Source organism: Fictibacillus aquaticus (assembly GCF_002245695.1).
In the GTDB taxonomy this organism is placed as follows: domain Bacteria; phylum Bacillota; class Bacilli; order Bacillales; family Fictibacillaceae; genus Fictibacillus; species Fictibacillus aquaticus.
Window position 1 is genome coordinate 96,578 of sequence record NZ_NOII01000001.1, and the last position, 26,045, is coordinate 122,622.

Genomic DNA, 26,045 nt, shown 5'->3' on the forward strand with positions numbered 1-26,045 from the left:
CTTTTTTATAGCTGTTTTCGTAATTCTTGATGCTATTAAAGAATTCAGTGAAGAGGTTGATCTCCGTTTCAGGCGCCGCTCACCGCACGCCCCGCGGAAAGCTCAGCACCCTGGAGCGGAGATCACCTGCACCAAACTTGTTAGTAAAGGACTTTTTCAGTGCCATCTGACATGCATGGGCCTGCTTTTTGTAGTTTAAGAGCGGTTGCTGTATGATAAAAGAGGAAATGTTTACAAAATAAAAGCAGGTGATACTATGGATCAAAAAGAAGGCAGAATCCTCATCGTAGACGATGAAGAACGCATCCGAAAACTGATAAAAATGTACCTTGAACGCGAAAACTATGAAACAGAAGAAGCTGAAAATGGAGAAGAAGCACTGCAGATGGCATTGTCGATGAACTTTGACCTCATTTTGCTCGACCTCATGCTTCCGGGCATGGATGGCATCGAGGTTTGCGAGAAGCTGCGTGAGAAAAAAGCGACGCCTGTCATCATGCTGACTGCCAAGGGTGAAGAGCTGAACAGGATTCAAGGCTTCGAGGCCGGAACTGATGATTACATATCAAAGCCATTCAGTCCAAGAGAAGTCATTTTGAGAGTGAAAGCGCTGCTGAGAAGATCTTCTACCACTCGGTTCCTTGAAACAGATACGGTTTCCAAAAATATTATCGTCTTTCCGCACCTGACCATTGACCATGATGCACATAAGGTGATCGCAGACGGGAAGGAAGTCAACCTGACACCAAAGGAATATGAGCTCCTTCATTATCTCGCCCGCACACCAGATAAAGTATATGCCCGGGAACAGCTGCTGAAGGATGTCTGGAATTATGAGTTCTTTGGCGATTTAAGGACAGTTGACACGCATGTAAAACGGCTGCGAGAAAAGCTGAACAAAGTCTCGCCGGACGCAGCCTCCATGATCGCAACGGTCTGGGGCGTCGGGTACAAATTTGAGGGCGCGGAATAGATGCTCTGGAGAAGTGTAGTCGGCAAGCTCTGGCTGACAATCCTTTTGCTCGTACTGGCTGTACTGATCATTTTAACGATGCTTCTTACACAGTTTTTTGAAACGTTTCATGATAATCAGGCGAAAGACCAGCTGACAAAGATGGCAGACAGGCTTGTTGTTATTCTTGAGAAAGATCCAAACAGCACAGAAGCAGTCAGAATCACGAAAGAGATGGCAGACGTTTACTCAATGTCAGTGATGATGATCGACAGCAGCAGGCAGCCTGTGCTTCCGGCTTCAAGCTCAAAGGACAGCGAACTGGACATTGAGGTTTTTTTGTCAAATAAACAGCTTTCTGATGTACCGCAAAAGAGAGTAAAAAGGTTTGTTAAAGAAGAATTTCCGCTCAAGCAAGAAGGCGGGACAGAAGATCATACGATGATCATTTATGGAGAGCCGTACCGCGACCCTTCAGGTGGTACAGGAGCAGTTTACGTGTATCAGTCAGTGGAGAATATCGCCAAAACGACAGACCAGGCTAAAAAGCTTATCTTTATCGCCGCTGGCATCGCAATTATTTTGACTACGGTCTTTGCCTTTTTCCTTTCAAGCCGCATCACGGCGCCCCTGCGTAAAATGAGAGAAGCAGCGATGCTTGTGGCAAAAGGTGAGTTTGATGCTAAAGTGCCCATTCTTACACATGATGAGATCGGCGAGCTTGGAATGACATTCAATCGAATGGGGCGCCAGCTGAAAAACTATGTGCAAGCGCTCAATCAGGAGAAAGAGCAATTATCAGGCGTACTCAGCTCGATGGCGGATGGTGTTATTACCTTCGACAGGAAGATGAACATTCTTGTGACGAATCCTCCTGCTGACCGTTTCTTGCAGGCGTGCTATTATGAGACCGGCATGTCGGCCAAAGAAAAGTACAGCTTGCCTGAAGCGGTGTCGCAGCAGTTTAATCAGGTCGTGACGCTCGAGCGTGAACAGCTTATAGAAGTCGCGCTTCAAGGCCGTTCCTGGGTTGTCGTTATGACGCCGCTTTATAATCAGTCACTTATCAGAGGTGCTGTCGCCGTTTTGCGTGATATGACGGAGGAGCGGAGGATGGACAAGCTTAGAAAGGATTTTGTCGCGAACGTTTCACATGAACTGAAGACGCCGATCGCCATGCTGCAAGGCTACAGTGAAGCAATTGTCGATGATATTGCCGAAACAGAAGAAGAGAAAAAAGAACTGGCTGGGATTATTCTCGATGAATCACGCAGGATGAGCAGGCTCGTCAATGAACTGCTGGATCTTGCACGTCTCGAAGCAGGACATATGAAGCTGTATAAATCCTGGATCAATATACATGATTATGCATCTCGTATACTCCGGAAATTTCATGGTCCGGCAAAAGAAAGGAAGATCCATCTTCATCTAGAGGCAGAATTAGAAGATAGCAGCGGCGAATTGTATGCTGATGCAGACCGCCTTGAGCAGGTTCTTACTAATTTGATTGATAATGCGATCAGGCATACAGCAGAGGACGGTGAAGTCATCCTGAGAGCTTCTATTTCAGATGCGGCTGTAAAGGTGGATGTTACAGATACAGGGTCAGGCATCCCTGAAGAAGATCTGCCGTTTGTTTTTGAACGCTTCTATAAAGGCGACAAAGCGAGGACACGCGGTAAGTCAGGCGGCACTGGTCTAGGTCTTGCCATAGCCAAAAACATTGTGGAAGCCCATGATGGGGTCATCACTGTCCACAGCAAAAGAGGAGAAGGAACGACATTTTCTTTTGTTATTCCGCGAAATATGGACGGAGAGGTCTGAAAATCGCGATTTTTCTTGTTTCATAAGAAACAATTGGAAATTAGCTCTTTCCCAGACGGTTGTGTTCCGATATAATAAAAATTGTGAATTTCATATGAGTTAACAGGTGCAGCCCAAATAACGGGTATGCTTAAAAGGGAAAACGGTTAAATTCCGTTGCGGTCCCGCCACTGTAAATGGGAGGATCCTATACATGATGCCACTGTCTGTGCAGACGGGAAGGCTTATAGGAGACGAAGACCATGAGCCAGGAGACCTGCCTGTTACAAAGAATTTCAGCATGACCTACGAGGATAGGCAGTGTTGGCGAAACGGAGCTTTTCTACTAAAGCACTCTTTGTCATCATAATCTATCTGCCCATGCGGTCTTTCTGCATGGGTATTTGTTTGGCCAAAAATATTATTTAAGGAGAGAACAAGTCTATGAAACGTTTAACGGCACTTCTATTTGCAGCAATGATCGCTGTCTCAGGCTGTGGACAGGCAGAAAAAGAGAAATCAGCAGAAACGAGCAAAAACACTACAGAAGAAAACCAAAAACAAGAAACAGTTACTGTCGAATTAACGAAGGAAAATGGTAAAGAAAAAGTAGAACAAAAGGAGGTTGCCATCAAGGAAGGAGAAACCGTGATGGAAGTGATGAAAAGGGAATTTGATGTCAAAACGATGTTCGATGATTCTTTCATCAGCGGTATTAACGGCATTGAAGGCAGCGAAAAAGATAAAACATCATGGTTTTTTTCTGTCAACGGAAAGGAAGCGATGAAGGGAGCTAAAGAGATCAAGCTGAAAAAGGGAGACAAAGTCAGCTTCGACCTTCATAAATATGAGTAGCCAAAAGTTGAAAATCCTTACATTGCTTGGAGTGCTGTCGGCGCTTCTGACAGTGGGAAGGATCGCCTTTACCTCCATACCGAACGTACAGCCGAATACCTCAATACTGATTATCGCCTCCTTCGTTTTGGGACCGGTTTACGGATTTGTATTGGCGGTCATCAGTACGATCACGACCAACATGTTTCTTGGCAGCGGCATTTGGTCGATCGGCCAGATCGCGGCTTGGGGAAGCATTGCACTTTTCAGCGGATGGCTTGGAAAGCATAGGAATATATTCCCTTTTTGGGCGCTGGTCTTATATGCTGGATTTTGCGGCTATTACTTCGGCATCGTCATGACGCTCTTTAACGCGATCGCGGTGGACCATATCTGGGCGTATTATCTAGCCGGCATCAGTTTTGATACGAATCACGCAATAGGCAACATGATCTTTTATGGTGTGCTTGCGAAGCCGCTTTATATTATCATGGATAAACAGATGCGGAAATATAACGCCGCTGACATATACTAGTTACCTGTCACCTGCTGCACGCAGGTGACTTTTTATATAAACAAACGATTTCTTTAGCAACTTTTTCTAGCAAGAACATACACTAATACGGTTATGTCAGGGGAGGTTGTTATGAGCGATTATGTAACTAGAATTTCGGCTGTATTGTTTTTGACGCTGTGCATTGGCGTCCTGTTTTTCACGGCTAAATTAGGAGCTTGATTAATAAAAAAAACCGTACATAGCGGAAAATCATGAGGGCGGGAATGACAAGCCAGAGAGCATGCTCTCTGGCTGTTTTTTTGGAGGATAAGACAGCAAGCAGGAGACAATATTTAATTGACAATGATTATCATCCTTAATAAAATAAAAACAAGCCTTCCTGTGAATAAGAAAGACTTGCCAGTTGAATTAACGTTATTCGTATTTTAATGCGTCCCCGTCAAACGGCTCTTCTGCTACTTTAATTGAGTCAGTCGGGCATCCTTCAAACGCGTCCTGCATATCATCAAGAAGCACATCCGGGATCTCCACGATACCTTGGTTGTCATCGAGCGTCACGAACGCGATTCCTTCATCATCGTAATCGTAAATGTCGGGTGCTGCTGCTCCGCAAGCGCCGCAGGCGATACAGGTTTCTTTGTCTACAATTGTGTACTTTGGCATAGAAATTACCTCCTAAATGAATTGGTAACCGGAAAAAAGATTGCTAAAATTATATCCAACAATTTCCTGAAACGAATTAAGGTTTACTATTTATATTGTAAAGACTTCATAAACACATTTCAACAATTAAATCCGGCCGCTATTTTCTCTTCAGAAAGATTATTCCCCCACACAGTCGAACGAAACCAACTCTCTTATCTTATTTACCATTTTGCCTCGAATTCAATTCATGCGGACAGGCATGGTTTTTGTTACAATAAGAAAAATGATTGCAAGGGTGTATCACTTTGAATGTATATGATTATATGCTGCTTGACTGCTTTCAGAACATGAACGGTGCAAGGTCAGCACAAGGCTTGTTTCATATTGTTTCAGGGAAAAGGACAGCACAGTCTCTTGCAGATGCCCAGCTGTTTAACATCGGAAAGTATTATGGCGTATTGACGAATTTTAATAAGGAACGTTTCGATGAAATCACCGGAGTGCTTGAGTCTGAAAATTGGATAGAAGAGCAATCTCCTGGAACGTATTACTGTACTGCTGATGGAAAAGATATCTTGAAAGAAGTTTCTTTTCCTTTTTTGGATCATTTAGCAGGATTAGCTCATTGGAGTTATGAGAAATCATTCTGGCTTACTTTGGCACTTTACGTTCAGTCATTGTCAAACGTGCTGAACAATCATAGCAGATTTCTTCCAGTGGTAAGTGACGCTAGAGCTGCAGCAGCAGTAAAGGCGGTTTTCCCTCGAGACTCAGCCTCGAGAAAAATGGCATCTGAACGTCTGCATAAAGAGTTTGAACATTTGTTTGAAATGTATAGAGATGATCGTGCTGCCAGCCTTTTTTTGCAGAGACTTACTAGACATGAAAGAATAGGATCAACTTTTGAGCAGCTTGCCGGTCTTTACAGTGTGCCAGAGCCTGAAGCGAGGATGCTGTTTCGGTCCATGCTTCATTATATCCTCTCTTGTATTAAAGAGAACCCTGCTGCCTATCCGGAACTGTCAAAACTTCTTCCAACGGGTGAAGCAGTCTCTTTAACGATCTCAGCAAGAGCGACATACAAATTGCTTGCGGAGGGACAGACTCTTGAAGAGATAGAACGGAATCGGAGGCTTAAAAAAAGCACACTAGAAGATCATCTCGTGGAGATTGCGCGTTCTGTTCCCGATTTTGATATATCCCCATACATAACAGAGAGTGAACGGCAGCTCATCTCCCGCATTTGCTCAAAATTAAAAGACAAGCGATTAAAAGCGATAAAAGATGAAGCCTCATCTTTATCGTATTTGAAAATTCGTCTGGCGATCGCTAAAGAAGGCTGGGGGTGAATAAAATGGTGAATCTTGAAAAAGAACTGCAGCGCCATTTCGGTTTTGATTCCTTTCGACACGGTCAAAAAGAAATTATCTGTGACGTTCTTAACGGCCAGGATGTTTTAGCAGTGCTGCCTACCGGTACTGGAAAATCGATCTGCTACCAGCTTTCGGGTGTTATGCTGAATAAGCCTGTCGTTATCGTCTCCCCTCTTTTATCTTTAATGGAGGATCAAACAGAGCAGCTGAAGAGAATGGGGTTTAAACGTACTGTCGCTTTTAATTCCTCATTATTATACGAGGAAAAAAGAGAACAAATGGACAGACTCGCCACCAGCCAGTTTATTTTCGTTTCGCCAGAAATGCTGCAGAACAAAAGCCTGATCTTGTCCTTAAAAAAGGCGGATGTAGGATTATTTGCCGTAGATGAAGCCCATTGCGTTTCGCAATGGGGCCATGAGTTCAGGCCGCACTATTTAAGCCTTGCTGAGATTAGAAGAGAAATCGGAAACCCTCCTTGTCTTGCTCTTACTGCAACGGCGGGGAAAAAGGTGCAAGATGACATCGTTAAATATCTTTGTTTAAAAGAGCCCTCAAAGCACATCGGGACCATGAACAGAAGCAATATTGCTCTAGTTGCGGAGACAGCCGCAACACTTGATGAAAAACAAGAGAGGCTGCAGGATCTGATCATGATGCTGAAGGGACCGGGAATCATCTACACTTCTACAAGAAACATGGCAGAGTGGGTCTGTCATGCTGCCAAAGAGGCGGGTAAAAAGAGAACAGCATTTTATCACGGCGGAATGGAGCATCACGACAGGATGCTCGTGCAGAAACAGTTCTTGGAAGGCCAGCTCGATTTGATCTGCTGTACGAACGCGTTTGGAATGGGAATCAACAAGAGTGATGTAAGGTACGTGATCCATTATCAGCTGCCTTCAAGCATCGAGGCATACGTTCAGGAGATAGGGAGAGCAGGCAGGGACGGAATGCCGGCGGTTGCTATTCTGCTCTATCATCCGCTTGATGAGGAAATCCCTTTTCATTTTATTGAAATGGAACTTCCTGATCCTTTGCGGCTTCCGGCAATATTTGGAGGCTGTACAACGAAAGATGAAATGAAAGAGCGCATTGAAGGTGCATTTCTAGCCGAAACAGCCGCTCGTTTTTTAGAGTTTTATATTGAACGGGATGAAGCTTTGAAAAGCAAGGGTCTGTCGGGAGATTTTTTTACTAGGCTATCTTCAAGAATTGAATCAAGAAAAAAATATAAGCACGAACAGTTTAGAAAGCTGATAAACTGGATTCGGCTACACAGCTGCAAGAGGACCGCTCTGCTGAATCTTTTTGATGAAGCTGGAGTGATGCAGGATGACCGCTGCTGCGGCAGCTGCGGGATATCACTCAGCAGCTATGCCGGCCAAGAGGAAGCAGAAGCTGATGCCAGCTTGCTGGATTGGCGTGAGGAACTGAGACTGATGCTTCTATAAAAAGGCGGGTTATAGACAATTGAAGAAGATTAAAGCAGAAGATCTTACTCCAAAAGAACTCATTATCAATGTTTATCTTACACAGATGATTTTTTTCGCGTGTGCTGTCATTCTTTCATATATATTTAACATCCCTGAGCCTTGGCTCACATTAAATGCTGTTTCGCAGTGGCAGTTTTTTACAGGAGTACTGAGTGCAGCTGCAGCTGTTTCAGCCTCATACGTATTGAAAAGGATGCTGCCTGAACAAAGCCTTGACGATGGCGGTATTAATGAAAAGCTGTTTGGCAGCATAAGCACTTTACATATCCTTTTTTTGTCCGCAGTAATTGCTGTTTGTGAAGAATACCTTTTCCGCGGAACGCTTCAGCCGCTTATCGGACTCACAGGATCAAGTCTTGTTTTTGTACTCCTTCACTTCCGTTATATAAAAAAGCCGTTCCTGCTTCTTTTTGTTGTCTTTCTCTCAATTTGGCTGGGACTTTTGTATGAATGGAGCGGATCAATCTGGCTTCCGATTCTTTTTCATTTTTTATTTGATGCAATATCCGGTATGATGATAGCAAGAGATTACAGACGAAATAGTGAACGTAAAAGAGGTGAATCAAGGGATGATGAATAAAGACCAAGCTGGATCATTGCGCGAGCTTGCAGAGGAAACAGGTTCTGCGGTGCCGGCATCGGCAACGACACCGCTCCCTCCAAGAAGAGAATTTCATCAGCGGAAAAGGCGAGAAGAAACGATGGAGAACAGCAAAGCGGGAGAACAGGATGAGGCTCCCGAGAGAAAGCCTTTCCCGCTTTTTAAAGTTATCCTATTAGCTTTCCTGCTTTTAATAGCTGCAACTTTCTCTTACGACTACTGGTCTGGGCGTATCCTTGATCCTCTCGACAAAAACAAAAATGATGAACCGGTTCAGGTTCAAATTGAAAAATAAACACCTCGGCGCTTGCGGCCGAGGTGTTTTGTTGTGCTGTTTTTAATAACATGAAAGAACAATGAACCCCTGTGCTGAACGAAGAATGATTCTAGGGCAGGCTGCATAGGTTTAAACAGGAGGTCATGCTAATGGAGAATTTTAACGAGTACAAGACAATCGTTCCAGACGCGACCAAACAAATGCTCACCGTGCTCATCCAAAAAAAATCCGAGAAAGAAAAATGGAAAAGCATGCAAAACACTTGGGGATTTTCGCTGATGTTTATCATACTGCTGCTTTTTGCGTATGTGTCATTTTCTTCAGGGAATGGAAAATCCGTCTCTGCATTAAGAAGTATGTTTTCTGATCCTGTTGTTTGGCTTTGCGGTTTTTTCTGTCTGCTTTCAGGGTTTCAGCTTCTTATACTGAAAAAAAAATATGGAAAAGCCGATGACGAGTACGAGTCAGCACGCCGAGATTTTATTGACAGGAACGAAGAGTGGTGGACAGAAAAAGAGCAATGGGATAACAGACATGTTGTCATGGAGTATATGAAGAAGGAATATAACATCAACGTACTTCACAAGTAGTGGATCAGGAGCAGGGACAGCCGAAAAATAGGAATGAGTCGCGGGGGTGGCATTCATCGTTAATTACTATGCTTTGCTCGCACATGGAAATAATTCGTCCGAACGCAATGGTTTTATGCCTGACTGGACAGTAGACTTCTACAGGAAGTCCGAGATTCATGCTGTAGGAAAATTCCTCGCATGTGATGAGAGATTTATTTACCAATTTTGAAAGAGTCATGATGTTCCTCTCCATTCTGAAATTAACTGTTAATCTCATCATATGTGAAATTTACAATTTTTTCAACAAATCTTTTTAAATATTCAAAAAATTTACTCCGGTCAAGGAGGAGATAACTTGTTTGTAAGCAGCGCAATGATACCGCTTCGCAAAACATTGCATGTTCAAGAAAACAGAACAGCAAAAGAGGTGCTTTCACTTCTTGAAAAGCACGATATTGATGGAGTGCCTGTACTGAAGGAAGGCAAATATGCGGGAATCGTCACGAGATATAAATTATTTGAAGCACAATTTTTAAGCGGAATGGCAACCGATGATTTTTTGAATTATGTTAAGGCAGGCGACATTGCTCATTGGAAAGATGACAGTATAAATGAGGATGCAGTATTCGAAAAAACACTGCTGCTCGTAAAAGACCGGCCACTCATCGCAGTCACTGGAAAGACAGGGGATCTGCTCGGAATCATCACCCGATCCGATATACTCAGTCAGTTTCAAAGTGCTTTTGGCATGAACGTAAAAGGTGTAAGAATCAGCTTTACCTCAGTTGAGACTGAGGGGCGTATAGCAAGACTGTCGGAAATCACCAGACAGTTTCACGAAAACATCATTTCACTTGCTACTTTTGATGAAACAGATAAACTGGTAAGAAGGATCGTTATGAAAGTAGAAAAAAAGCAAAATATGGATAAGTTTTTAAAAAAACTGGAACAGTCTGGTTTCCGAATCCTCAGCATTCATGAGGATTAAGCCTTCCTTCATGAGGAAGGCTTTCTTATTAACAGAAAAAGCAGGGAGTGCAACAGATGGAAAGTTTGATTATTGGATGCCTTATTTTTGCGGCTCTTTTGTTAGCATGGATGTTGTTTGAAGCTCATTCAACACGTGTCATTAACGGCAATTGCGAAATAAAAGACCTGCCGGAAGCGTTTAGCGGAAAAAAAATCTTCTTTATTTCGGATATACACCGCAGAAAGATCAGCCGAGCACTAGATCATGCTTTGAAGCAAGCGGATTGGATCGTTATCGGAGGGGACCTTCTTGAGCGGGGAGTGCCTAGGGAGCGAATCGAGGAGAACCTGCGTTATCTGAAGAGATACGGACCCTTGTTTTTTGTGTACGGAAACAATGACTATGATATGCCTAAAAACGATCTTCTCAAATTATTAGAACAAGAAGATGCAGAGGTACTCGACAATAGTTCAGTCAAGATTCAAGAGGGAGACAGCGAGCTGTTTTTTGCAGGAATCGACGATTGTGCTGCCGGTACACCTGATAGCAGAAAAGCTTTAAAGGAAGCTGAAGGATGCACCGTACTGATCGTTCATAATCCTGATTATGCTTATCAGTTAAAGGAGGAACAGATCTCTGGACTGTCCCTCATCTTAAGCGGCCACACTCACGGCGGACAGATCCGTCTTGGTCCGTTTGGGATCAGGCAAAAGGGCGGGTGGTACAGCCTGAAAGGTGTTCCGCTCCTGATCAGCAATGGTTATGGAGCTACACATATCCCGCTTCGTCTCTGTGCCCCTGCTCAGACGCATTTGATTACTCTCACTCGAAAAGTTTACACTGCGAAAGACATTCGCTATACTCATTTTAAGTAGAAATTCGGTTGGAGGAACGTGTAGGATGGCATCTGAAGGGAAATATAATATTAAAGCAGTTTCCAAAATGCTTGGCATACAGGCAGGGACACTGAGAGCGTGGGAAAGAAGATATGCCATTGTCCAGCCGAAACGAAATGAAGCGGGACACCGTCTTTATACGGATGATCAAATCTATATCTTAAAATGGCTGATCAATAAAGTGAACAAAGGATTCACCATAAGCCAGGCTGTCGATCTAGCCCAAAGCGGGGAACTTTATAAAGAACCCGCTTTTGTTCAATCTTCTGCTGAAGATCAAGCTTCACGTCTATCTGAACAAATTCTTGAAGCTTTGCTGACATTTCAAGAAAGAAAAGCACAGGACCTTATAAGCCAGGCTTTCAGCATGTATACGATTGAAAAAGTAGTTATCGATATTCTCGGCTCACTTCTTGTTAAAATTGGATATATGTGGGAAGAAAAGAAGATCACGGTCGCGCACGAGCATTACGCCAGCTCTTTTCTCCGCGTGAAAATTGGACAAATCCTCCACAGCTTTTCGGTGGATCCATATCTTCCGAGAGTCATGGCCTTTTGCGGGCCTGGAGAAGAGCATGAGCTTGGATTGCTGATTTTTACCTTGTACTTAAGAAGAAATGGCTTTGAGGTGATTTATCTGGGACAAGGCATACCTCAGAGCGACCTCGAAAAAGTAATTGCTGATTCATCCCCAAAGTTTGTATTTGTCTCGTGCACCATTGAGGATCATGCAGAGAAGACGGTGCAGTGGCTGCAATCTCTTGAGCAAAAGTTTGCGGATGTGTCTTTTGGTGCTGGAGGGACAGCTTTTAATATGATGGCTGATGAGTTAAAAACGGGCTTTGAGCACATGATAGTAGGGAGCACTAGACAAGAATGGGAAGACTGGATCGAGCAGAATATGAGAAAAAGCTAAAACCTATGCTTGGCACCCATTCACCAAGTTTAACGTGATTCATATATTGTAATAAGATTATGATTAGGATTGTATCGTAAGGGGGAACATAGATGCGGGTAGAGCGGCTAACCTATAACAAAATAAAAATCTTCCTGACGTTTGATGATCTGAATGAGCGCGGCATCTCTAAAGAAGAAATATGGCAAGACATTCCAAAGGTTCATCAGCTGTTCCGCGATATGATGACAGAGGCGGATGATGAAGTCGGATTTAAAGCGGACGGCCCGATTGCTGTTGAAGTCTTCTCCCTTCCCGCACAGGGTATGGTAGTCATTGTTACAAAAGGCGTCAATGAATATGAAATAGAAGAAGATTATGACGAAGATTATATCGAGATGCAAGTTACGCTGGATGAAAGTGATGAAGTGTTTTACGAATTCTTCAGTTTCGAGGATGTAATCTCCCTTTCAAAGCGCTTGTCGGGTGCAGGTTTATCAGGAGGCACTTTATTTTCATACAACGAAAGATTTTACCTGAAATTTGAAGAACATGATGTTTCAGGCGTTGAATATGATATGCTGATCGCTCTGCTGGCTGAATTTGGATGTTCTTCCACGATTACGAGCTATAGAGTCATGGAATACGGAAAAAAACTTATGGCAGAAGATGCGATTAAACAAATAGTGCATTATTTTAAATAAAAAGCTGCTGAAGAATAGCAGTTTTTTTATTTTCTTAAAAAATGCAGAGCAAAAAAATATGCGGCAAAACAGTAGGTACAGCTTATGAAAACATGTTATGATTATTGATATTTTAAAGATGAATGTTCCCGTTGCGTTATAGGGGGAATATAATGATTTTACATAATTGGGCTAGGAGTGAAATATATGAAAGTGGCAGTATTGTATGGCGGTGTATCTGCTGAGCGGGAAGTTTCCTTGTCAACAGGTAAGCAGATTATCGCAGCGCTTGAACAAAAAGGACACGAAGTAACCGGGATTGATTTTCATCCTTCTCGATTGAACGAACTTCTTGATCTTGAAGCAGATATCGTTTTTTTAGGCCTTCATGGAAGGTTTGGAGAAGATGGAAGGCTGCAGGGTGTACTTGACATGCTCGAATTGCCATACGTCGGCTCAAACGCGCTCGCTTCAGGAATTGCGATGGATAAAGCAAAATCTAAAATGTTTTTCAAAGAGCAAAACATTCGGATAGCCCGTGAAGTAGTGTTAGAAAGAAAATTATACAAAGAACAGCAGGCGGAAATCTCTTTCGGATTTCCTGCAGTCGTTAAGCCTAACAGGGAAGGGTCCACGATTGGACTTACGATCGCGCATAGTCAAAGCGAGCTTCTCAAAGGCATCTCAGAGGCCTTCAAGCATGATGATACAGTGATGGTAGAGGAGTTTATCGCAGGAACTGAAGTGACGGTAGCTGTGATGGGCGAAAAGGGAAATGTTCAGGCGCTTCCGGTCGTCGAGATCGTACCGAAAAACAAATACTATGATTATGAATCCAAGTATGCAGAAGGCGGCAGCATCCATTATGTCCCGGCAAGAGTGAGTGAAGAAGTGACAGAACTGCTTCAAAATCAAGCAGTGCTTGCTCACGAGGCCCTGGGCTGCGAAGTTTATTCACGCGTTGATTTTATTGTTCCGCATGATGGTTCAGCACCCGTCATTCTCGAAGTAAACACGCTGCCGGGTATGACGCCGACAAGCCTGTTTCCTGATGCTGCAAGAGAAATCGGGCTCGATTATCCGGAAATGATCGAAAAGCTGATTAACCTTTCGCTAAAAAAATAAACAGCTCTAAGCTTGAGGAGATTTTCAGATCACCTTATGAAACAGAACCAAGCTTATTATGATTGAGGAACAAGAGGCCGTTCTCCGCATGCAGCAGCATAACGGGGAGCGGCCTTCCATTTGCACTAAAGCCTTCTCAGCTGTGCCATTTGGCATATACAGACAGCAGAAATGGAAGAAAGCGTTTTCTTTTTTCGGTATTTTTTTCTCATTTTATCTTCTCATGCCGAATTGAAAAGTGTATACTGTGTACGACAGTATACACTTAACTAATTAATGACCGCGAAACCTTGATAATAAAGGGGTTCGCGGTTTTTCCTTTGCCGCCTAACACTCATTTGACCACTTTTTGACCACTTTGGGAGATGAGGTTGTCCAAATCCTTAACGAGTGATTCTTGCATGGAAGGCAGTACATGAGAATATGTGTCCAGAGTAATCTGGATGCTCGAATGCCCCAGCCTCTCAGAAACCACTTTAGGGTGTACGCCCATCTGCAGTAGCATGGTGGCATGAGTGTGCCGGAGATCATGGAATCTGATTCGCTTTAGGCATAATGATTCGCACGCCTTGGCAAAATCCTTCTGAATTTGGTTCGGCATGACCACATTACCCGTTCGCGTGGTGAATAACAGGTCACTAGACGCCCATAATTCGCCTCTACTGAGTTTTTGTTCCTTCGCCTTAACGAGTAATCGTTTTAACTCCTGAAGGACAAGAGTGGGCAAGTGGATGGTTCTTATAGAACTTGCGGTTTTAGGTTCATTGAATGACGGCTTATAGTCTGTGAACACGAACGTTCGATTAACTTGTAACGTTTCATTGTCCAATGATATATCCTGCCATCTTAATGCGATAAGTTCACCTTTTCTCATTCCGGTGTAGATCGCGAGCAAATATACAGGATAATACTTCTTTCCTTTCATATGAGAGAGGAAATCCTGCGCTTCTTGCGTGGTCCATACATCAAACTTACTTTTGAATCGCTTTGGTGCTTGAACCACTTGAGCAGGATTTTTTTCAATCAGCTCCCATTTAACCGCAACATCCAATGCCTTCTTAAGCAGCTGATTCATAATATTAATGTAATTAGCTGATAATCCCGCCTCGAGCTTTTCTGTAAAGTAGTTTTGAATATGAGCCGGTTTAATATCTTTTAACTTAAGGTGGCCCAAAGAGGGGACCAGATGATTATTGACAATGACCTCCGCACGTTTCCATGTGTTAGATCTTACATTTGGCTTGTACTGATTTTCCACGAAATCGATAAGGAACGTTCTTAATTCTGTTTTGCTTGGATTAATAAAATTTCCACTTTCTATTTTGGCTATAAGTTCTGCAGCGGCTTTTTGAGCTTCTTTTTTAGTGGGAAAACCTGAAAGTGTCTTTTGCTTTCTCTTACCTGTTTTAGAATCTTTTCCTATATCGACCGTGAAAGACCATCGGTTACCACGTTTACGATAGTAACCCTTCATCTTCCTCAACTCCTATGATGATATATTCTCCAACACATACAGTAAGACCAGGTTGCAAATCGGTAGAATAGATCACTTTCATTCTCTCGTTTCCCCTTCCAGTAAAAAAACCGAACAAAAATGAGAACATATGTTCCGTTTTTGGTATATTTTAATTATAGGGAAGTACGAGAGAAATGGAAAGGCTTGTGAGGTTGCTTATTTTTTACAAAATACGACAATATTTTTGTGTGCAATAATAGTTCATTAAATGTTTAACTTTTTCACAGCTTTAATAATATTTTCTATTTCTTCAGGAGTAAGTTCGTCTTTTTTCATCTTATCCGCAAAAGAAATCCATTCTACACCAATTTTATTAAGGTCTTCTGGAACTGGTTGGAGTTCTCCGAAGAAATACGAAATGTGAACCTTATAAAATTCCGAAAGTCTTACTAACAATTCAGTTGAAGCGATTCTTTCCCCACGTTCAATTTTCCCTAAATTACTATTATCTACGTTGATCGCCAGGGCAACATCTCGAATATCAAGTTTTCTATCTTCTCTAATTTTTTTAATTCTTTGCCCGATTTTATTATTTATCTCTTTTTTATCCATTTAGTGGTCAAACCTCCTCAAACATATATTACATAACCTCGGTCATTCTGACTATTGATTCACAACCTGTAATTAATTCCACATCATAACAAAATTACCTTTTAGCACACATAAATAAAATAATTCAATATAATGTATTGACATTGGTCATTTTGACCATTATAGTAAGTATTACAGGAAGGTCAATTTGACCAACGGAAGGGAGGCCAATATGGTTAACCGCATCAGGGAGTATCGTTTAGCTAAGAACTGGACCCAAGAAGAAGTAGCAGCAAAGCTGAATGTTAGCAAGTGGTACCTGAATCGCTTGGAGAATGAGAAAGTCATTGCATCTCTCCAAATGAGGGTAAGGATCGCAACCCTGTTTGATGCTCAAATCACGGATATTTTTTTATCCAACGATGGTCAAAATGACCAATAAAACGAATGGAGGAACGGTAAATATGGAAGGTGAAAAAGGATTTCCGGTTTATCTGGATGCAAAGCAAGTGTCAAAAATTTTGGGTGTGTCAAGAAGATACGCGTATGAGTTGATGGATCTCTCTGATTTTCCCCTTACAACATTCAAAACATCCAAGCGTGTTGAGGAAAAAGCGTTTTATGAGTGGTTGGAAAAACGCACCAGAGTTGTAAAGGAGGCTTAGTATGAATCGAGCGCAGCTTGAAACCATGATCGCGTTGCTGGAATCTGACATCGAACTTGAAAACCACATGATTCAGTACAACAAAGAATTGTTAACAACTGAACAAGATTGGGCAAATGCTTATTCGAAAGGGATTATCAGCACACGAGAAGAGACTGTCAAAACCCTCGAAAGGCGAGTAAATCTTCTTAAATCTTGGAGAGGAGCTGAGCAAGATGGATCGTTTCGCCTTACCATTTGAACCGCAAGAAATCGGGGAGTGTGGTGACTGCTCAGCTACCCTGTATGACGGCCAAGAATATGCCGAGTACCAAAACCGCATCCTCTGCGAAGATTGCGAGGAGAAAGCAACAGACCTCGAAAAGAAAGAGGATGACGTTCACCTGTTCATCGAGCAATACGTTAAAGAGCATGGCGATACTCCAGAAGCATCCGAGGTACTGGATCACTGCGAACTATGGAGCGATCATCTGCAAATGGTTGAAAGCGTGCTCAAGCAATATGATGTTGCATGAAAAAAGAGCAGATTAGGCGGCTACCTATTTCTGCTCTCAGAAAATAATACTTATGCCAATTATACAAGGAGGCAATTAAATGAACAACCTGCAGCTTCAATACGAATCGCAAGAAATGAGCGTGAATGCTCACAGTGTTAAAAGTCGTGAAATGGCGGAAGTTCAATCTCAAATCTTTTTGGCAAAGCAGTTCCCGCGTAATGAAATGCAAGCTGAAATGAAAATCCTAGATGCTTGCAAGCGATTAAGACTTGCTGAAACAGCTCTTTACCAATATCCAAAAGGCGGTCAAAAAGTTACCGGTCCTTCCATTCGATTAGCAGAAACAATCGCTCGTTACTGGGGCAATATCAATTACGGCATTAAGGAACTTGAGCAAAGAAACGGAGAATCCACTGTCGTAGCGTATGCGTGGGATATGGAGACGAACACGCGGCAAGAAAAGGTGTTTCAAGTGAAGCATCAGATTTACACAAAGCAAGGCATGAGAAGCCTTACAGATCCACGAGACATCTATGAACTGGCAGCGAACTACGGAGCGCGCAGGTTGAGAGCGTGCATCCTCGGAGTGATTCCAGGTGATGTCATCGATAACGCGGTGGAACAGTGCGCTAGGACATTGGAAACAGGGTATCAAGAGCCGTTAAAAGATCGATTGGTAAAGGCTCTTGCTTGGTTAAAAGAAAACTACGGGATCACTCAAGAAATGGTTGAGGATAACTTCACTTACAAAGTTGATTCTTTCACCCAGCAGGACTTTTTGAAGCTCAAGACTATCTCGCAATCGCTGAAAGATGGAATGGCGAAAAGAGAAGACTTCTTCAAAGTGAAAACTGAGAAGGCGGAAGCTCCTAAAAACTCCTTAGAGCAACAATTCAAGGGCGGTGAACAGAATGCAGCTGAACAAGGATAATTACTACTCAGCAGAAGCGGATCGCTACTATATGTCGGTGTCTCAGTACAAGGATTTCTTGAAGTGTGAAGCATCAGCTTTAGCACGTTTGAACAGAAAGAACGTTGAGCCGAAAAGTGAAGCATTACTCTTCGGCTCGTACGTTCACTCTTGGCTGGATGGAACAATTGAGGAATTCAAGACTGAAAACCCTGACTTATTCAGCACTCGCGGAGCTTCAAAAGGTGAGTTAAAAGCTCAATATAAATTGGCTGATGAAATGATCAAAGTATTGGAAAATGACCCATTCTGCATGATGGCTTTACAAGGTGAGAAAGAAGTTATCATGACAGGCGAATTGTTCGGGATTCAATGGAAGATGCGGATGGACGTTTACAATCCATCGTTAGGGAGGTTTTCGGATTTAAAAACGGTTAAGGCGCTTAATGAAAAGTATTGGAAAGAAGGAGTGGGTTACTGCTCGTTTGTAGAGGCATACGGATATATCACTCAGCTGGCTGTCTACTCTGAAATCGAACGCAGAAACAGAGGCGGAGACAGCTGGTTGGAAAGTTACCTTGTAGCTGTATCAAAGCAAGATCCACCGGACAAAGCAATCATCACTATAGATCAGGATACTTTAGCGATGGCCTTGGGTGAAGTTGAAGAAAAAATCACGAGGGTTGCAGCTGTTAAAGCAGGCGAAGTGAAACCGATTGAATGCGGCAAGTGCTATCACTGCAGGCGGAACAAGAAAATCACTACTGTCATTCATTACATGGATTTGATCTCATGAAATCCATCGAGCAGCTGATGAAAGACCAGGAGCGCAATCTGAAGTGGCTGGAGCAATACATGAAGAGCATGAAAGAGCAAAAGGAAAGCAAGAGGGGCTAAACTTGGCGGTCTGCCCCTTGCTTTCCCCTATAATATCACAATTTGAGAGGGGATAAAGGAATGCGTGAGATTAAGTTCCGTTTCTATAGCAATATCGAAAAGAAAATGCACCACCAATTAAGTTTGATAGGGTTGCAAGGGCTTGAAAAAAATCCACCTATTTATGATGCGGATCAGGTTTATTGCGATCGTTTTGAAGACAAAAGGGTGCAACGATATAGCGACGGTCACCTTATGCAATACACCGGCTTAAAGGATAAGAACGGTGTGGAGATTTATGAGGGGGATGTTTTAAGAGTTCAGGGAGAGGATTATCCTTTCGAGAAAGAATGGATAGGAATTGTGAAATACATTGATGGTTCCTACTTTATTGAAAACCTCGAAGGTACAGATGGTGACTACTTGTTCAATGAGCTCAGAGAACAAGAAGTAATCGGCAATAAATACGAACACAGCCACCTACTGGAGGTATCCAAATGACTCCCATCGTTATAAACGAAATTGAATACCTACATGAATACATTTCGGTAGATTCTCACCCTGTTCCTATAGATGTGCGAACAACCGGCATTATCGTCCATTTCACCGTGGTAGGAGCGACTACAGAAATCATTGGCAAGAAAACGTTTGATGGTATTGATTACGATCCATCGATGACGCGAGAAGACGCATTAAATGCAATTAAAAGTGATCTCAAGCAAATTGTGGAGGGATTAAAATGACCCGCCTCCAGCAACGTATCCTAGACGTCCTTAAATCCGCTAAAGGAAAACCGGTAACCGTTACTGAGCTTTCTATCCTGCTCAATAAACCTAAGATGGCGATATACGCTTCACTGGACCAGATGGCACGCGATAACAGCGCGATTTCATTCAACGGAGAGAAAGCATACATAGCGCGCAGCGAGTGGAAGGGTTATCTGTTAGCGACTGCCATGATTATGACGATTGCATATGCTTTCGTTACCTCATTTTAGAAAGGTTGAGATCAGTGGATGATTTCATTAAAAAGAATCATGGATTAATCGGCTATACGATTAACAAGATTTTTCATGACTGGAACAACGCGGAGAAGGTTGCCAGTAGAGCAAATATGTCGATGGATGACCTTTTCCAAATTGGACAAATCGCATTATGGAAAGCGGCAAGAAAATTTGATGAATCAAAAGGATTCACTTTTGCCACATACGCTTTGAAATGTATCAGGCGGGACATCTTGATTGAATTAAGACTGCGAGGAAATACAATACGCGTTCCTTTAAGCGTTAGTTTTTATGAACAACCGAAATTCCGTTTTGTTAGAGGTGATAAAACAGCAACCGTAGAAGGCGAAACGATTTTTGAATTAATAACATCTGAATATAACCTGCAAGAAGAAGTGACAGAAAAAGTTACTTTCGATGAGTTAATTGAAAGCCTGAAATCGCTTTCCCCTAAAGAAAGAGAAGCTGTATTGATGCAAGTCAGCGGACTCACATTCCAAGAAATCGGTAAGAGGCAAAACGTCACGAGGCAAGCAGCCAATGTTCGTTATCATGCAGCGGTTAATAAAATCAAAAGAAAATTGATTCATAAGGAGGCGCTGCATAAATGACCGTCTCTACAGCCACTGATCAGCAGCTCATACAAGTCATATTCGGTGAAGAAGCTCCACTTGATGAGAAATACGAATGCGTGCGTGAGCTTCAGCTGAGGAAGCACCAGGACACGAAGATGAGTGATCCAGCTATACGTAATTTAGCGGAGTATCTGGCGCGGTAGAAACAAAATGCGACACAAACAAGGAGGAAAAATTATGGAATGGGCAATCAAAGAAAGACTATCCCATATAAAACTACAAGAAAAATTAAACTCATTAAATGGTGAGTTTGCAGGAAGGTTAGTGAAGCACGTAGAGAGTGAAGAATGTTACAGAATCAGTCATTTTAGCGTTCTGAATGAAAATAGTACGGCAGAATACGCTGTTAATTATCACCCGTTTGATGAACTTTTAGAACGCGACCGCGTGAAAATTAAACACACAAGACCCGCAAGAGAATTTTTTGATGGAAGATTTATTTACTGAACATTCCGTGGATGCAACGCAACAAAAAAAGGAGGGGATTACTCCTCTCCTTCTTCTGCTAAATAAAGCAGGTCGCCGATCTCGCACCCAAAGAACATACATAACTTGGCGATTGAATCGAAATCTAGTCTTTTCGATTTATTTTTATCCATCCGATCCAACACCTGGCGACTTACGCCTGATTTCTCTTCAAGCTCAACCATAGTTCGGACACCCTTCTTGGCCATTAAAAGCCTTAAGTTGTTTTTCATTACCAACGGCATCGGACATCACCCTATCATTGTTAAATTTATCTTTATTCATTATAGGATACAAAAAGTTTTTGCACAAATGCGCAAAATAAATTATTATATCCTTTACACTTCTTATTATATCCATTACAATATGAATTATAAGAGGTAAATAGAACCAAAGGTGGTGAAAACATGGAACTTCAGTCAAAAGTAAGAACGCTGGTCGTTGATCGCGGCTATAACTCATTATCAGATTTTGCTGAGAAGAAAAAGGTGAGTTATTACCTCTTACGCCAGTTCGCGTATAACCGAGCAAATTCTCTTGAAGTTAAATTCCTCATTGAACTTTGTTCAAAACTAGATTGCGAGATTAGCGATCTGATGGTTTTGAAGAAATGATGCGCGAAACCAGAATTACATTCGGTATATAAAATAGGCTGCGCGGTTTTATTATCTCATACGTATCATTACGTGAAGGGGGGTGAGAGTTAATGGACAAGCTGGAGCAACACATTCAGCATCTTCAAGAGCAAATAGATGAAGCGCGCGGCCGTCAAGACAATAGTATGTATTTGATTTTGAGCATCCGATACCAGGAAGCAGTATTGATCAGAAACATGATGAAGGGGTGAGTGGATGAACGAGTTAATTAGCACGAATCAAAATGACAGCGGAGACATTATCGTAAGTGGTCGTGAGCTGCATGAGTTTTTAGAAGTGAATACGCAATATTCAAAGTGGTTTGACCGAATGGCTGAATACGGATTCGAGGAAGGAATTGACTTTGTAGCTGTTAGTCAAAAAAGGATAACAGTTCAGGGTAACACAACGGTATATTTTGACCACCATATGAAGTTGGATATGGCAAAGGAAATTTCAATGTTGCAACGATCCGAAAAAGGTAAGCAAGCACGGCAATATTTCTTGAAACTTGAAAAAATGTGGAACAGTCCGGAAATGGTCATGAAGAGGGCATTGGAATATGCGGATAAGAAGGTAGCGGAACTGCAATCGGCATTAGAAAAGGACAAGCCAAAAGTTTTATTTGCGGAAGCTTTAGAAACTTTTAAATCATCAATTCTTGTCGGAGAATTAGCGAAGCTGCTGAAACAGAATGGTGTGAAAAACATCGGACAAAATCGCCTGTTTGATTGGTTAAGGGATAACGGATATCTGATCAAGCGGCAAGGAGAATCTTTTAATCTTCCCACTCAGTACAGCATGGAAAACAATTGGTTCGAAATTAAAAAGAGCTCAGTTAATAATCCTGACGGCTCTGTAAGAGTAACCAAAACATCAAAGGTTACAGGAAAAGGACAAATTTATTTTATCAACAAGTTTTTAAACAACAAAGAAGCCCAGGTGCTACCAACACCGTAAGGGCCATAAAAAAACATTCTTAGTACAAGTATAGCAGATTTTAAATTAAATATACCAAAGGGGATAAAAATTCATGAAAAAAGCACTTGGAATTGTACGAAAGATTGATGAACTCGGCCGCGTCGTTATACCGAAAGAAGTACGCCGCACTCAGGGATGGGATACTGGAACGCCGATGGAAATGTTCATGTCAGCTGATGGTCTTGTAATGCGCGAATACGGTAATCCGCATGAAGAACTGGTCGGTTTGCTTGAATCAGTCGGAAGATTCTTAAAAGATGGGCCAGCACCTAAATTGGAAGAACAAGTTTCTTTGATGATTGAGAAATATAGCAAGTAAGCAGGTGATCAGATGCAAGGCTTTATAAAGCTTCAAAGGAAGATTCAAGAACATTGGATTTACCAGGAGAAAAGAAAGTTCTCCAAGTATGAAGCTTGGCTCGATATCCTCATGATGGCAAACCACAAGGACAATAAGTTCGTTCATGGTAACGATCTGGTTGAAGTCAAAAAAGGTAGCTTCATTACATCGGAATTGAAGTTGATGGAAAGATGGGATTGGGGCAAAGCCAAGCTTAGAAGCTTTTTAGAAATGCTCGAAAAAGACGGAATGATTGTTAAAGAATCAGACCGCAAAAAAACCACGATAACCATATGCAATTACTGCATTTATCATGGTTTTGAAACCGAAAGTAGACCACAAGCAGACCACGAGCAGACCACGAGCAGACCGTCAGCAGACACAAACAAGAATGATAAGAATGAAAAGAATGTTAATAAAAAGAATAAATACGCTGCGCTCGTATCTCTAACTGAACAAGAATATCAAACTCTTATTCAAGAAAACGGACAAGTTGCTGCAGATAAAATGATTCAGGAATTAGACGAGTACAAGGAAATGAGCGGAAGGAAGTACAAGTCTGATTATCTGGCTATTAAAAAATGGGTTAAGGATAAAGTCCTTAAAGAAATGAAAACGCCGATCTATCCGAAAGGAGCTCCGAATGCAAAACCAGATGAACAGCATCCTCAGGAAAGCGGGCATGTCAGACTCTTTAAATAAACCTATGCCTGTACTTTGTCCGGTATGCCAAAAAGAATATCCGATTATCCAAATTAAGCATCCGATCACTGGTGAAGATCGCTGGGTGATATGTGCTTGCCAGTGTGATATTGACAAATTGGACAGAGAGAAACAAGAGCAAGAAAACTACTTGAAGAAAAAACGCATACAACACGCTTTGCGGCTTAGCAGCTCACTTGAAGATATTCGGGCCATGACCTTTGAAAACCTGAAAATGAGAAATGGATATCAAAGTTCGGTAGATGAAGTGAAAGATGCGGTCCTTCACTTTGACGAACGAGGCAAGCAGGGGTTGTTCCTGTTCGGTGAAACTGGAAACGGAAAGAGTCATATCACAGCTGCTGGAGCAAACGCTCTGATTGAGCGAGGATATTCGGTTGTGTTCATGACAGAAAAGGATCTCTTGAACCGATTCAATTCAACAAAGAACTTTAACAACAAAGAATCCTTTTTCGAGATCATGGATGCTTGTGTGACTGCTGACCTGTTAGTTTGGGATGATTTCATGAGCTCTCAAAAGTTGAGCTTGGAAGAGAAGGATTGGATATTCCAAATTATTAACGGAAGGGAACGCGGGAATCGACCGATTTGGGCTACATCGAACTTAACTCCGCAGGAATTTGAAAGCGACGAAATCGTTTATAAATTGGATGACAAGGGACGTACATGGTGGCGCATCATCGGAAACATGAATTGCATCTATAATCGGGCGACGAATTACCGCAAAGCCAGAGCGATGGCAAAAGTGCTCGGGATCTCTATTGATGAGTACGAAAGGAAACAGGCTGATGGATCGCAATGAGAATAAAGCGATACGAGAAATCGAAAGGTCGCACATGACGGCGGTAAACGGATACACCGCATGCGAGGATATGAATCTCCGTTTCGCTGCTTACGAGGTTAAATTCCTCGACAAGATGTGGAAGGCAGGATGGTCGCTGAAAGTCATCGCCGAGAGACTGAATCGAGATCCAGATGAAATGGCCGTCTTGCTGATTTGCCGAGCAAGGAAAGGCAAGGTCAAACCTCGGGAAAGTGGAATCAACTTCTGTTAGGAGGTTAAAGGGGAGAGCGTGATGATGAATGGAGGCTTTAAAAGAAATTGAAGGTAATTTGCTGACTAAAGAAGACCTTGTAGAAAAATACGGAAAGCTTGTTTATAAACTTTCAAATAAGTTTGTTAATCGAGCACACGCTCTTGGTCTTGATCGAGAAGACATTCATTCATACGGGTTTATTGGCTTAATAAAGGCATTTGAAAATTGGGATCCAGAAAAGTTTAACGGAGATGTTAAAAAGTTCTCTACGTTTGCCGTGCCAACCATCTTGGGATATATAAAACGAACTTTGCGGGACATGAACCCAGGAGTAAAGTTTTCGAGGTCAGCTAAGGAAACAGGAATGGAGATAATCTCCAATGGATTAGAAAATGAGTCTCTGGAAGTAATAGTCGGAAAACTTTGCACAACAAAGAAAAAAGCATTGGCTGGACTTGATTACATTCGTTCTAAAACGCAATCTCTTGACGCTGTTGTTTTCGATGGAGGATCTGGCGGAGATAAGGAAACCACACTTGAACAAATGCTTGGCAAAAACGAAGATTTCACAAATGTTGAAGTTGAAGATTTTATCCAGAGTTTGAATCCTAAAGAACAAATAATCGTTAGAGCGCTTTTGCGAAATAAAACTCAATATCAAATCGGTAAAGAATTGGGTTGGAGTCAGGTACATGTTAGTCGAACTGTACGGAAAATTAGACCCAGACTTACTCAATATCTAGCCGGAGAAAACGAGGAGGACATGGACAAGAAGCGGGTAAGGATGATAGCCAATGAAATTATGGATATTCACTGCAAACCTTGTAAGAAAAAGTTGGAGTTTTACGGAAAAGGTAAAGATCCTACTGATTCGTTAAACAGATATTGCGCGGTGGAGTGCCCAGCAGGAAGGGATTTAAAGAAGCTGGGCGAGATACTGGACATCAAGAAAGAGAGTGCTCCGAAACCAAAACGCAAGAACAAAATAAAGGTGCGGGAGGAAAAGAAGATGACGGTTGTAGCTGAAAAGAAGCTGACAAAGGAATTGCTCGTGGATCTTTTAGCACAAGGCAAGAAGAACAAGGAGATCGCGGAAGAGTTCGGACTGGACCTTCCAAAGTTCTACCAGATGAAGAAGGAATGGGGACTTACGCAGCCGCGGGTAAAAACACCTCCAATCGAGAAGTTGGAAGAGCGTGTTCGAGAACAAAAAGAAACAAGTTGGCAGTCACCCCCGTTTGTTCAGGAAATGCCTAAGATTGAAGCTTTTCCTTTCGAGGAATACGAAGCTCTTAAAGCGGAAATAAACGCACTCAGAGAAGAAGCAGGAACACTGAGGGCGGATAATGGGCAACTAAAAGAACATGTTGATAGTCTTGCAGAAGAAAACAGAGATTTAAAAATTCAGATTGACGAACTGAATAACCGACCGCAGCCAGAACCGTTCAATCGAGAGCTGTATCAAGAGCTCGCTGATCTAAAAGACCAATACCGCACAACGATGAACCTGCTGGCACAATCCGGCAAAGATTATCAAGAAATGAAAGCGAAGTTTGAGGCATCCACAACATTCATCAAAGCGGTGCTGTAAC

General features: G+C 42.3%; 38 protein-coding genes and 1 riboswitch. Of the genes, 34 read left to right on the forward strand and 4 right to left on the reverse strand.

All coding sequences use genetic code 11. The features are described 5' to 3' along the window. Window positions 1-256 precede the first annotated feature (256 nt). The 4 genes from CGZ90_RS00500 (at window position 257) to CGZ90_RS00515 (ending at window position 4,124) form a co-directional block, all read left to right on the forward strand. Complete coding sequence (locus CGZ90_RS00500) at window positions 257-973, forward strand: response regulator (protein WP_094250380.1); 717 nt, start codon at window positions 257-259, stop codon at window positions 971-973. After that, window positions 974-2,776, forward strand: a complete 1,803-nt coding sequence (locus CGZ90_RS00505; RefSeq protein WP_094250381.1) for an ATP-binding protein — start codon at window positions 974-976, stop codon at window positions 2,774-2,776. Between the two features lie 87 nt (window positions 2,777-2,863). After that, window positions 2,864-3,054: riboswitch (cobalamin riboswitch) on the forward strand. Window positions 3,055-3,199: 145 nt separating this feature from the next. Next, complete coding sequence (locus CGZ90_RS00510) at window positions 3,200-3,610, forward strand: DUF4430 domain-containing protein (RefSeq protein WP_094250382.1); 411 nt, start codon at window positions 3,200-3,202, stop codon at window positions 3,608-3,610. Between the two features lie 7 nt (window positions 3,611-3,617). Then, window positions 3,618-4,124, forward strand: a complete 507-nt coding sequence (locus CGZ90_RS00515) for an ECF transporter S component (RefSeq protein ID WP_205727358.1) — start codon at window positions 3,618-3,620, stop codon at window positions 4,122-4,124. 396 nt (window positions 4,125-4,520) lie between these two features. Here the strand turns inward: CGZ90_RS00515 and CGZ90_RS00520 are convergent, their stop codons facing one another. Further along, on the reverse strand, window positions 4,521-4,769 hold the full coding sequence (locus CGZ90_RS00520) for a ferredoxin (protein ID WP_094250383.1): 249 nt from the start codon (window positions 4,767-4,769) through the stop codon (window positions 4,521-4,523). 287 nt (window positions 4,770-5,056) lie between these two features. Here CGZ90_RS00520 and CGZ90_RS00525 point away from each other — a divergent pair, with 287 nt between their 5' ends. The 10 genes from CGZ90_RS00525 (at window position 5,057) to CGZ90_RS00575 (ending at window position 13,639) form a co-directional block, all read left to right on the forward strand. Next, window positions 5,057-6,100, forward strand: a complete 1,044-nt coding sequence (locus tag CGZ90_RS00525; protein ID WP_094250384.1) for a YpbB family protein — start codon at window positions 5,057-5,059, stop codon at window positions 6,098-6,100. A 5-nt stretch (window positions 6,101-6,105) separates the two neighbouring features. Continuing rightward, a complete protein-coding gene (locus CGZ90_RS00530; protein ID WP_094250385.1) occupies window positions 6,106-7,578 on the forward strand; it encodes a RecQ family ATP-dependent DNA helicase in 1,473 nt (490 codons plus the stop codon). 19 nt (window positions 7,579-7,597) lie between these two features. Next, window positions 7,598-8,200, forward strand: a complete 603-nt coding sequence (locus tag CGZ90_RS00535) for a CPBP family intramembrane glutamic endopeptidase (RefSeq protein WP_094250386.1) — start codon at window positions 7,598-7,600, stop codon at window positions 8,198-8,200. Next, entirely contained in the window at window positions 8,190-8,516 is a 327-nt protein-coding gene (locus CGZ90_RS00540) for a hypothetical protein (RefSeq protein ID WP_094250387.1), read from the forward strand. The genes CGZ90_RS00535 and CGZ90_RS00540 overlap by 11 nt, the downstream gene beginning before the upstream one ends. A 131-nt stretch (window positions 8,517-8,647) precedes the next feature. After that, a complete protein-coding gene (locus CGZ90_RS00545; protein WP_165766718.1) occupies window positions 8,648-9,088 on the forward strand; it encodes a DUF2663 family protein in 441 nt (146 codons plus the stop codon). A 337-nt stretch (window positions 9,089-9,425) separates the two neighbouring features. Further along, window positions 9,426-10,058 carry a CBS domain-containing protein gene (locus CGZ90_RS00555; RefSeq protein ID WP_205727359.1) on the forward strand — a complete coding sequence of 211 codons (633 nt, stop codon included), beginning with the start codon at window positions 9,426-9,428 and terminating at the stop codon, window positions 10,056-10,058. A 56-nt stretch (window positions 10,059-10,114) separates the two neighbouring features. Further along, entirely contained in the window at window positions 10,115-10,915 is an 801-nt protein-coding gene (locus tag CGZ90_RS00560) for a metallophosphoesterase (protein ID WP_094250390.1), read from the forward strand. A gap of 25 nt (window positions 10,916-10,940) precedes the next feature. Then, a complete protein-coding gene (locus tag CGZ90_RS00565; protein ID WP_094250391.1) occupies window positions 10,941-11,852 on the forward strand; it encodes a MerR family transcriptional regulator in 912 nt (303 codons plus the stop codon). Window positions 11,853-11,944: 92 nt separating this feature from the next. Continuing rightward, on the forward strand, window positions 11,945-12,535 hold the full coding sequence (locus CGZ90_RS00570) for a genetic competence negative regulator (protein ID WP_094250392.1): 591 nt from the start codon (window positions 11,945-11,947) through the stop codon (window positions 12,533-12,535). A 186-nt stretch (window positions 12,536-12,721) separates the two neighbouring features. Beyond that, window positions 12,722-13,639, forward strand: a complete 918-nt coding sequence (locus CGZ90_RS00575) for a D-alanine--D-alanine ligase family protein (RefSeq protein WP_094250393.1) — start codon at window positions 12,722-12,724, stop codon at window positions 13,637-13,639. 334 nt (window positions 13,640-13,973) lie between these two features. Here CGZ90_RS00575 and CGZ90_RS00580 read toward each other — a convergent pair whose 3' ends face one another. Both CGZ90_RS00580 and CGZ90_RS00585 read right to left on the reverse strand, forming a co-directional pair. Next, window positions 13,974-15,113 (reverse strand): site-specific integrase, encoded by a 1,140-nt coding sequence (locus CGZ90_RS00580; RefSeq protein WP_094250394.1) that lies wholly within the window; start codon window positions 15,111-15,113, stop codon window positions 13,974-13,976. A 246-nt stretch (window positions 15,114-15,359) separates the two neighbouring features. Next, on the reverse strand, window positions 15,360-15,707 hold the full coding sequence (locus CGZ90_RS00585) for a helix-turn-helix domain-containing protein (RefSeq protein ID WP_094250395.1): 348 nt from the start codon (window positions 15,705-15,707) through the stop codon (window positions 15,360-15,362). Window positions 15,708-15,918: 211 nt separating this feature from the next. Here CGZ90_RS00585 and CGZ90_RS00590 point away from each other — a divergent pair, with 211 nt between their 5' ends. The 12 genes from CGZ90_RS00590 to CGZ90_RS00635 all read left to right on the forward strand — a co-directional run bounded on the left by CGZ90_RS00590 (window position 15,919) and on the right by CGZ90_RS00635 (window position 20,719). Beyond that, window positions 15,919-16,128, forward strand: a complete 210-nt coding sequence (locus CGZ90_RS00590; protein ID WP_094250396.1) for a helix-turn-helix transcriptional regulator — start codon at window positions 15,919-15,921, stop codon at window positions 16,126-16,128. 22 nt (window positions 16,129-16,150) lie between these two features. Beyond that, window positions 16,151-16,351: a helix-turn-helix domain-containing protein gene (locus CGZ90_RS00595; RefSeq protein WP_094250397.1), complete on the forward strand. Its 201-nt coding sequence runs from the start codon at window positions 16,151-16,153 to the stop codon at window positions 16,349-16,351. 1 nt (window position 16,352) lies between these two features. After that, window positions 16,353-16,592 carry a hypothetical protein gene (locus tag CGZ90_RS00600; protein WP_094250398.1) on the forward strand — a complete coding sequence of 80 codons (240 nt, stop codon included), beginning with the start codon at window positions 16,353-16,355 and terminating at the stop codon, window positions 16,590-16,592. Beyond that, complete coding sequence (locus CGZ90_RS00605) at window positions 16,567-16,866, forward strand: hypothetical protein (RefSeq protein ID WP_094250399.1); 300 nt, start codon at window positions 16,567-16,569, stop codon at window positions 16,864-16,866. Before CGZ90_RS00600 ends, CGZ90_RS00605 begins: the two co-directional genes overlap by 26 nt. 79 nt (window positions 16,867-16,945) lie before the next feature. Next, window positions 16,946-17,779, forward strand: a complete 834-nt coding sequence (locus CGZ90_RS00610) for a hypothetical protein (RefSeq protein WP_094250400.1) — start codon at window positions 16,946-16,948, stop codon at window positions 17,777-17,779. Further along, window positions 17,760-18,554: a PD-(D/E)XK nuclease-like domain-containing protein gene (locus CGZ90_RS00615; RefSeq protein ID WP_240515315.1), complete on the forward strand. Its 795-nt coding sequence runs from the start codon at window positions 17,760-17,762 to the stop codon at window positions 18,552-18,554. The genes CGZ90_RS00610 and CGZ90_RS00615 overlap by 20 nt, the downstream gene beginning before the upstream one ends. Window positions 18,555-18,715: 161 nt before the next feature. After that, window positions 18,716-19,135, forward strand: a complete 420-nt coding sequence (locus tag CGZ90_RS00620) for a YopX family protein (protein WP_094250401.1) — start codon at window positions 18,716-18,718, stop codon at window positions 19,133-19,135. Next, window positions 19,132-19,377 carry a hypothetical protein gene (locus CGZ90_RS00625; RefSeq protein ID WP_094250402.1) on the forward strand — a complete coding sequence of 82 codons (246 nt, stop codon included), beginning with the start codon at window positions 19,132-19,134 and terminating at the stop codon, window positions 19,375-19,377. Before CGZ90_RS00620 ends, CGZ90_RS00625 begins: the two co-directional genes overlap by 4 nt. Next, a complete protein-coding gene (locus tag CGZ90_RS20435) occupies window positions 19,374-19,631 on the forward strand; it encodes a hypothetical protein (protein WP_133063530.1) in 258 nt (85 codons plus the stop codon). Before CGZ90_RS00625 ends, CGZ90_RS20435 begins: the two co-directional genes overlap by 4 nt. 14 nt (window positions 19,632-19,645) lie before the next feature. Beyond that, window positions 19,646-20,248 (forward strand): sigma-70 family RNA polymerase sigma factor, encoded by a 603-nt coding sequence (locus tag CGZ90_RS00630; RefSeq protein ID WP_165766719.1) that lies wholly within the window; start codon window positions 19,646-19,648, stop codon window positions 20,246-20,248. Continuing rightward, entirely contained in the window at window positions 20,245-20,415 is a 171-nt protein-coding gene (locus tag CGZ90_RS20535) for a hypothetical protein (RefSeq protein WP_165766720.1), read from the forward strand. The genes CGZ90_RS00630 and CGZ90_RS20535 overlap by 4 nt, the downstream gene beginning before the upstream one ends. Before the next feature lie 34 nt (window positions 20,416-20,449). Further along, window positions 20,450-20,719 carry a hypothetical protein gene (locus CGZ90_RS00635; RefSeq protein ID WP_094250404.1) on the forward strand — a complete coding sequence of 90 codons (270 nt, stop codon included), beginning with the start codon at window positions 20,450-20,452 and terminating at the stop codon, window positions 20,717-20,719. 38 nt (window positions 20,720-20,757) lie between these two features. On the opposite strand, the gene CGZ90_RS00640 is transcribed toward CGZ90_RS00635, so the two are convergent. Further along, entirely contained in the window at window positions 20,758-20,982 is a 225-nt protein-coding gene (locus tag CGZ90_RS00640; protein ID WP_094250405.1) for a helix-turn-helix domain-containing protein, read from the reverse strand. Window positions 20,983-21,144: 162 nt separating this feature from the next. Between CGZ90_RS00640 and CGZ90_RS00645 the strand changes: the two genes are divergently transcribed. The 8 genes from CGZ90_RS00645 to CGZ90_RS00675 all read left to right on the forward strand — a co-directional run bounded on the left by CGZ90_RS00645 (window position 21,145) and on the right by CGZ90_RS00675 (window position 26,044). Beyond that, window positions 21,145-21,351 carry a helix-turn-helix domain-containing protein gene (locus CGZ90_RS00645; RefSeq protein WP_094250406.1) on the forward strand — a complete coding sequence of 69 codons (207 nt, stop codon included), beginning with the start codon at window positions 21,145-21,147 and terminating at the stop codon, window positions 21,349-21,351. Window positions 21,352-21,443: 92 nt separating this feature from the next. Further along, on the forward strand, window positions 21,444-21,584 hold the full coding sequence (locus CGZ90_RS20540; protein WP_165766721.1) for a hypothetical protein: 141 nt from the start codon (window positions 21,444-21,446) through the stop codon (window positions 21,582-21,584). 4 nt (window positions 21,585-21,588) lie between these two features. Beyond that, window positions 21,589-22,332: a phage antirepressor KilAC domain-containing protein gene (locus CGZ90_RS00650; protein ID WP_094250407.1), complete on the forward strand. Its 744-nt coding sequence runs from the start codon at window positions 21,589-21,591 to the stop codon at window positions 22,330-22,332. Between the two features lie 73 nt (window positions 22,333-22,405). Next, entirely contained in the window at window positions 22,406-22,672 is a 267-nt protein-coding gene (locus tag CGZ90_RS00655; RefSeq protein ID WP_133063531.1) for an AbrB/MazE/SpoVT family DNA-binding domain-containing protein, read from the forward strand. A gap of 12 nt (window positions 22,673-22,684) precedes the next feature. Then, the gene (locus tag CGZ90_RS20995) at window positions 22,685-23,395 is read left to right on the forward strand and encodes a Replication protein O (protein WP_240515316.1); all 711 of its coding nucleotides are present in this window, start codon (window positions 22,685-22,687) and stop codon (window positions 23,393-23,395) included. Beyond that, complete coding sequence (locus CGZ90_RS00665; protein WP_240515317.1) at window positions 23,337-24,218, forward strand: ATP-binding protein; 882 nt, start codon at window positions 23,337-23,339, stop codon at window positions 24,216-24,218. Before CGZ90_RS20995 ends, CGZ90_RS00665 begins: the two co-directional genes overlap by 59 nt. Next, window positions 24,181-24,471, forward strand: coding sequence for a hypothetical protein (locus CGZ90_RS00670; RefSeq protein ID WP_133063532.1), 291 nt, complete (start codon window positions 24,181-24,183; stop codon window positions 24,469-24,471). Before CGZ90_RS00665 ends, CGZ90_RS00670 begins: the two co-directional genes overlap by 38 nt. A 28-nt stretch (window positions 24,472-24,499) precedes the next feature. After that, the gene (locus CGZ90_RS00675; protein ID WP_094250410.1) at window positions 24,500-26,044 is read left to right on the forward strand and encodes a zinc-finger domain-containing protein; all 1,545 of its coding nucleotides are present in this window, start codon (window positions 24,500-24,502) and stop codon (window positions 26,042-26,044) included. The last annotated feature ends 1 nt before the right edge of the window (window position 26,045 follow it).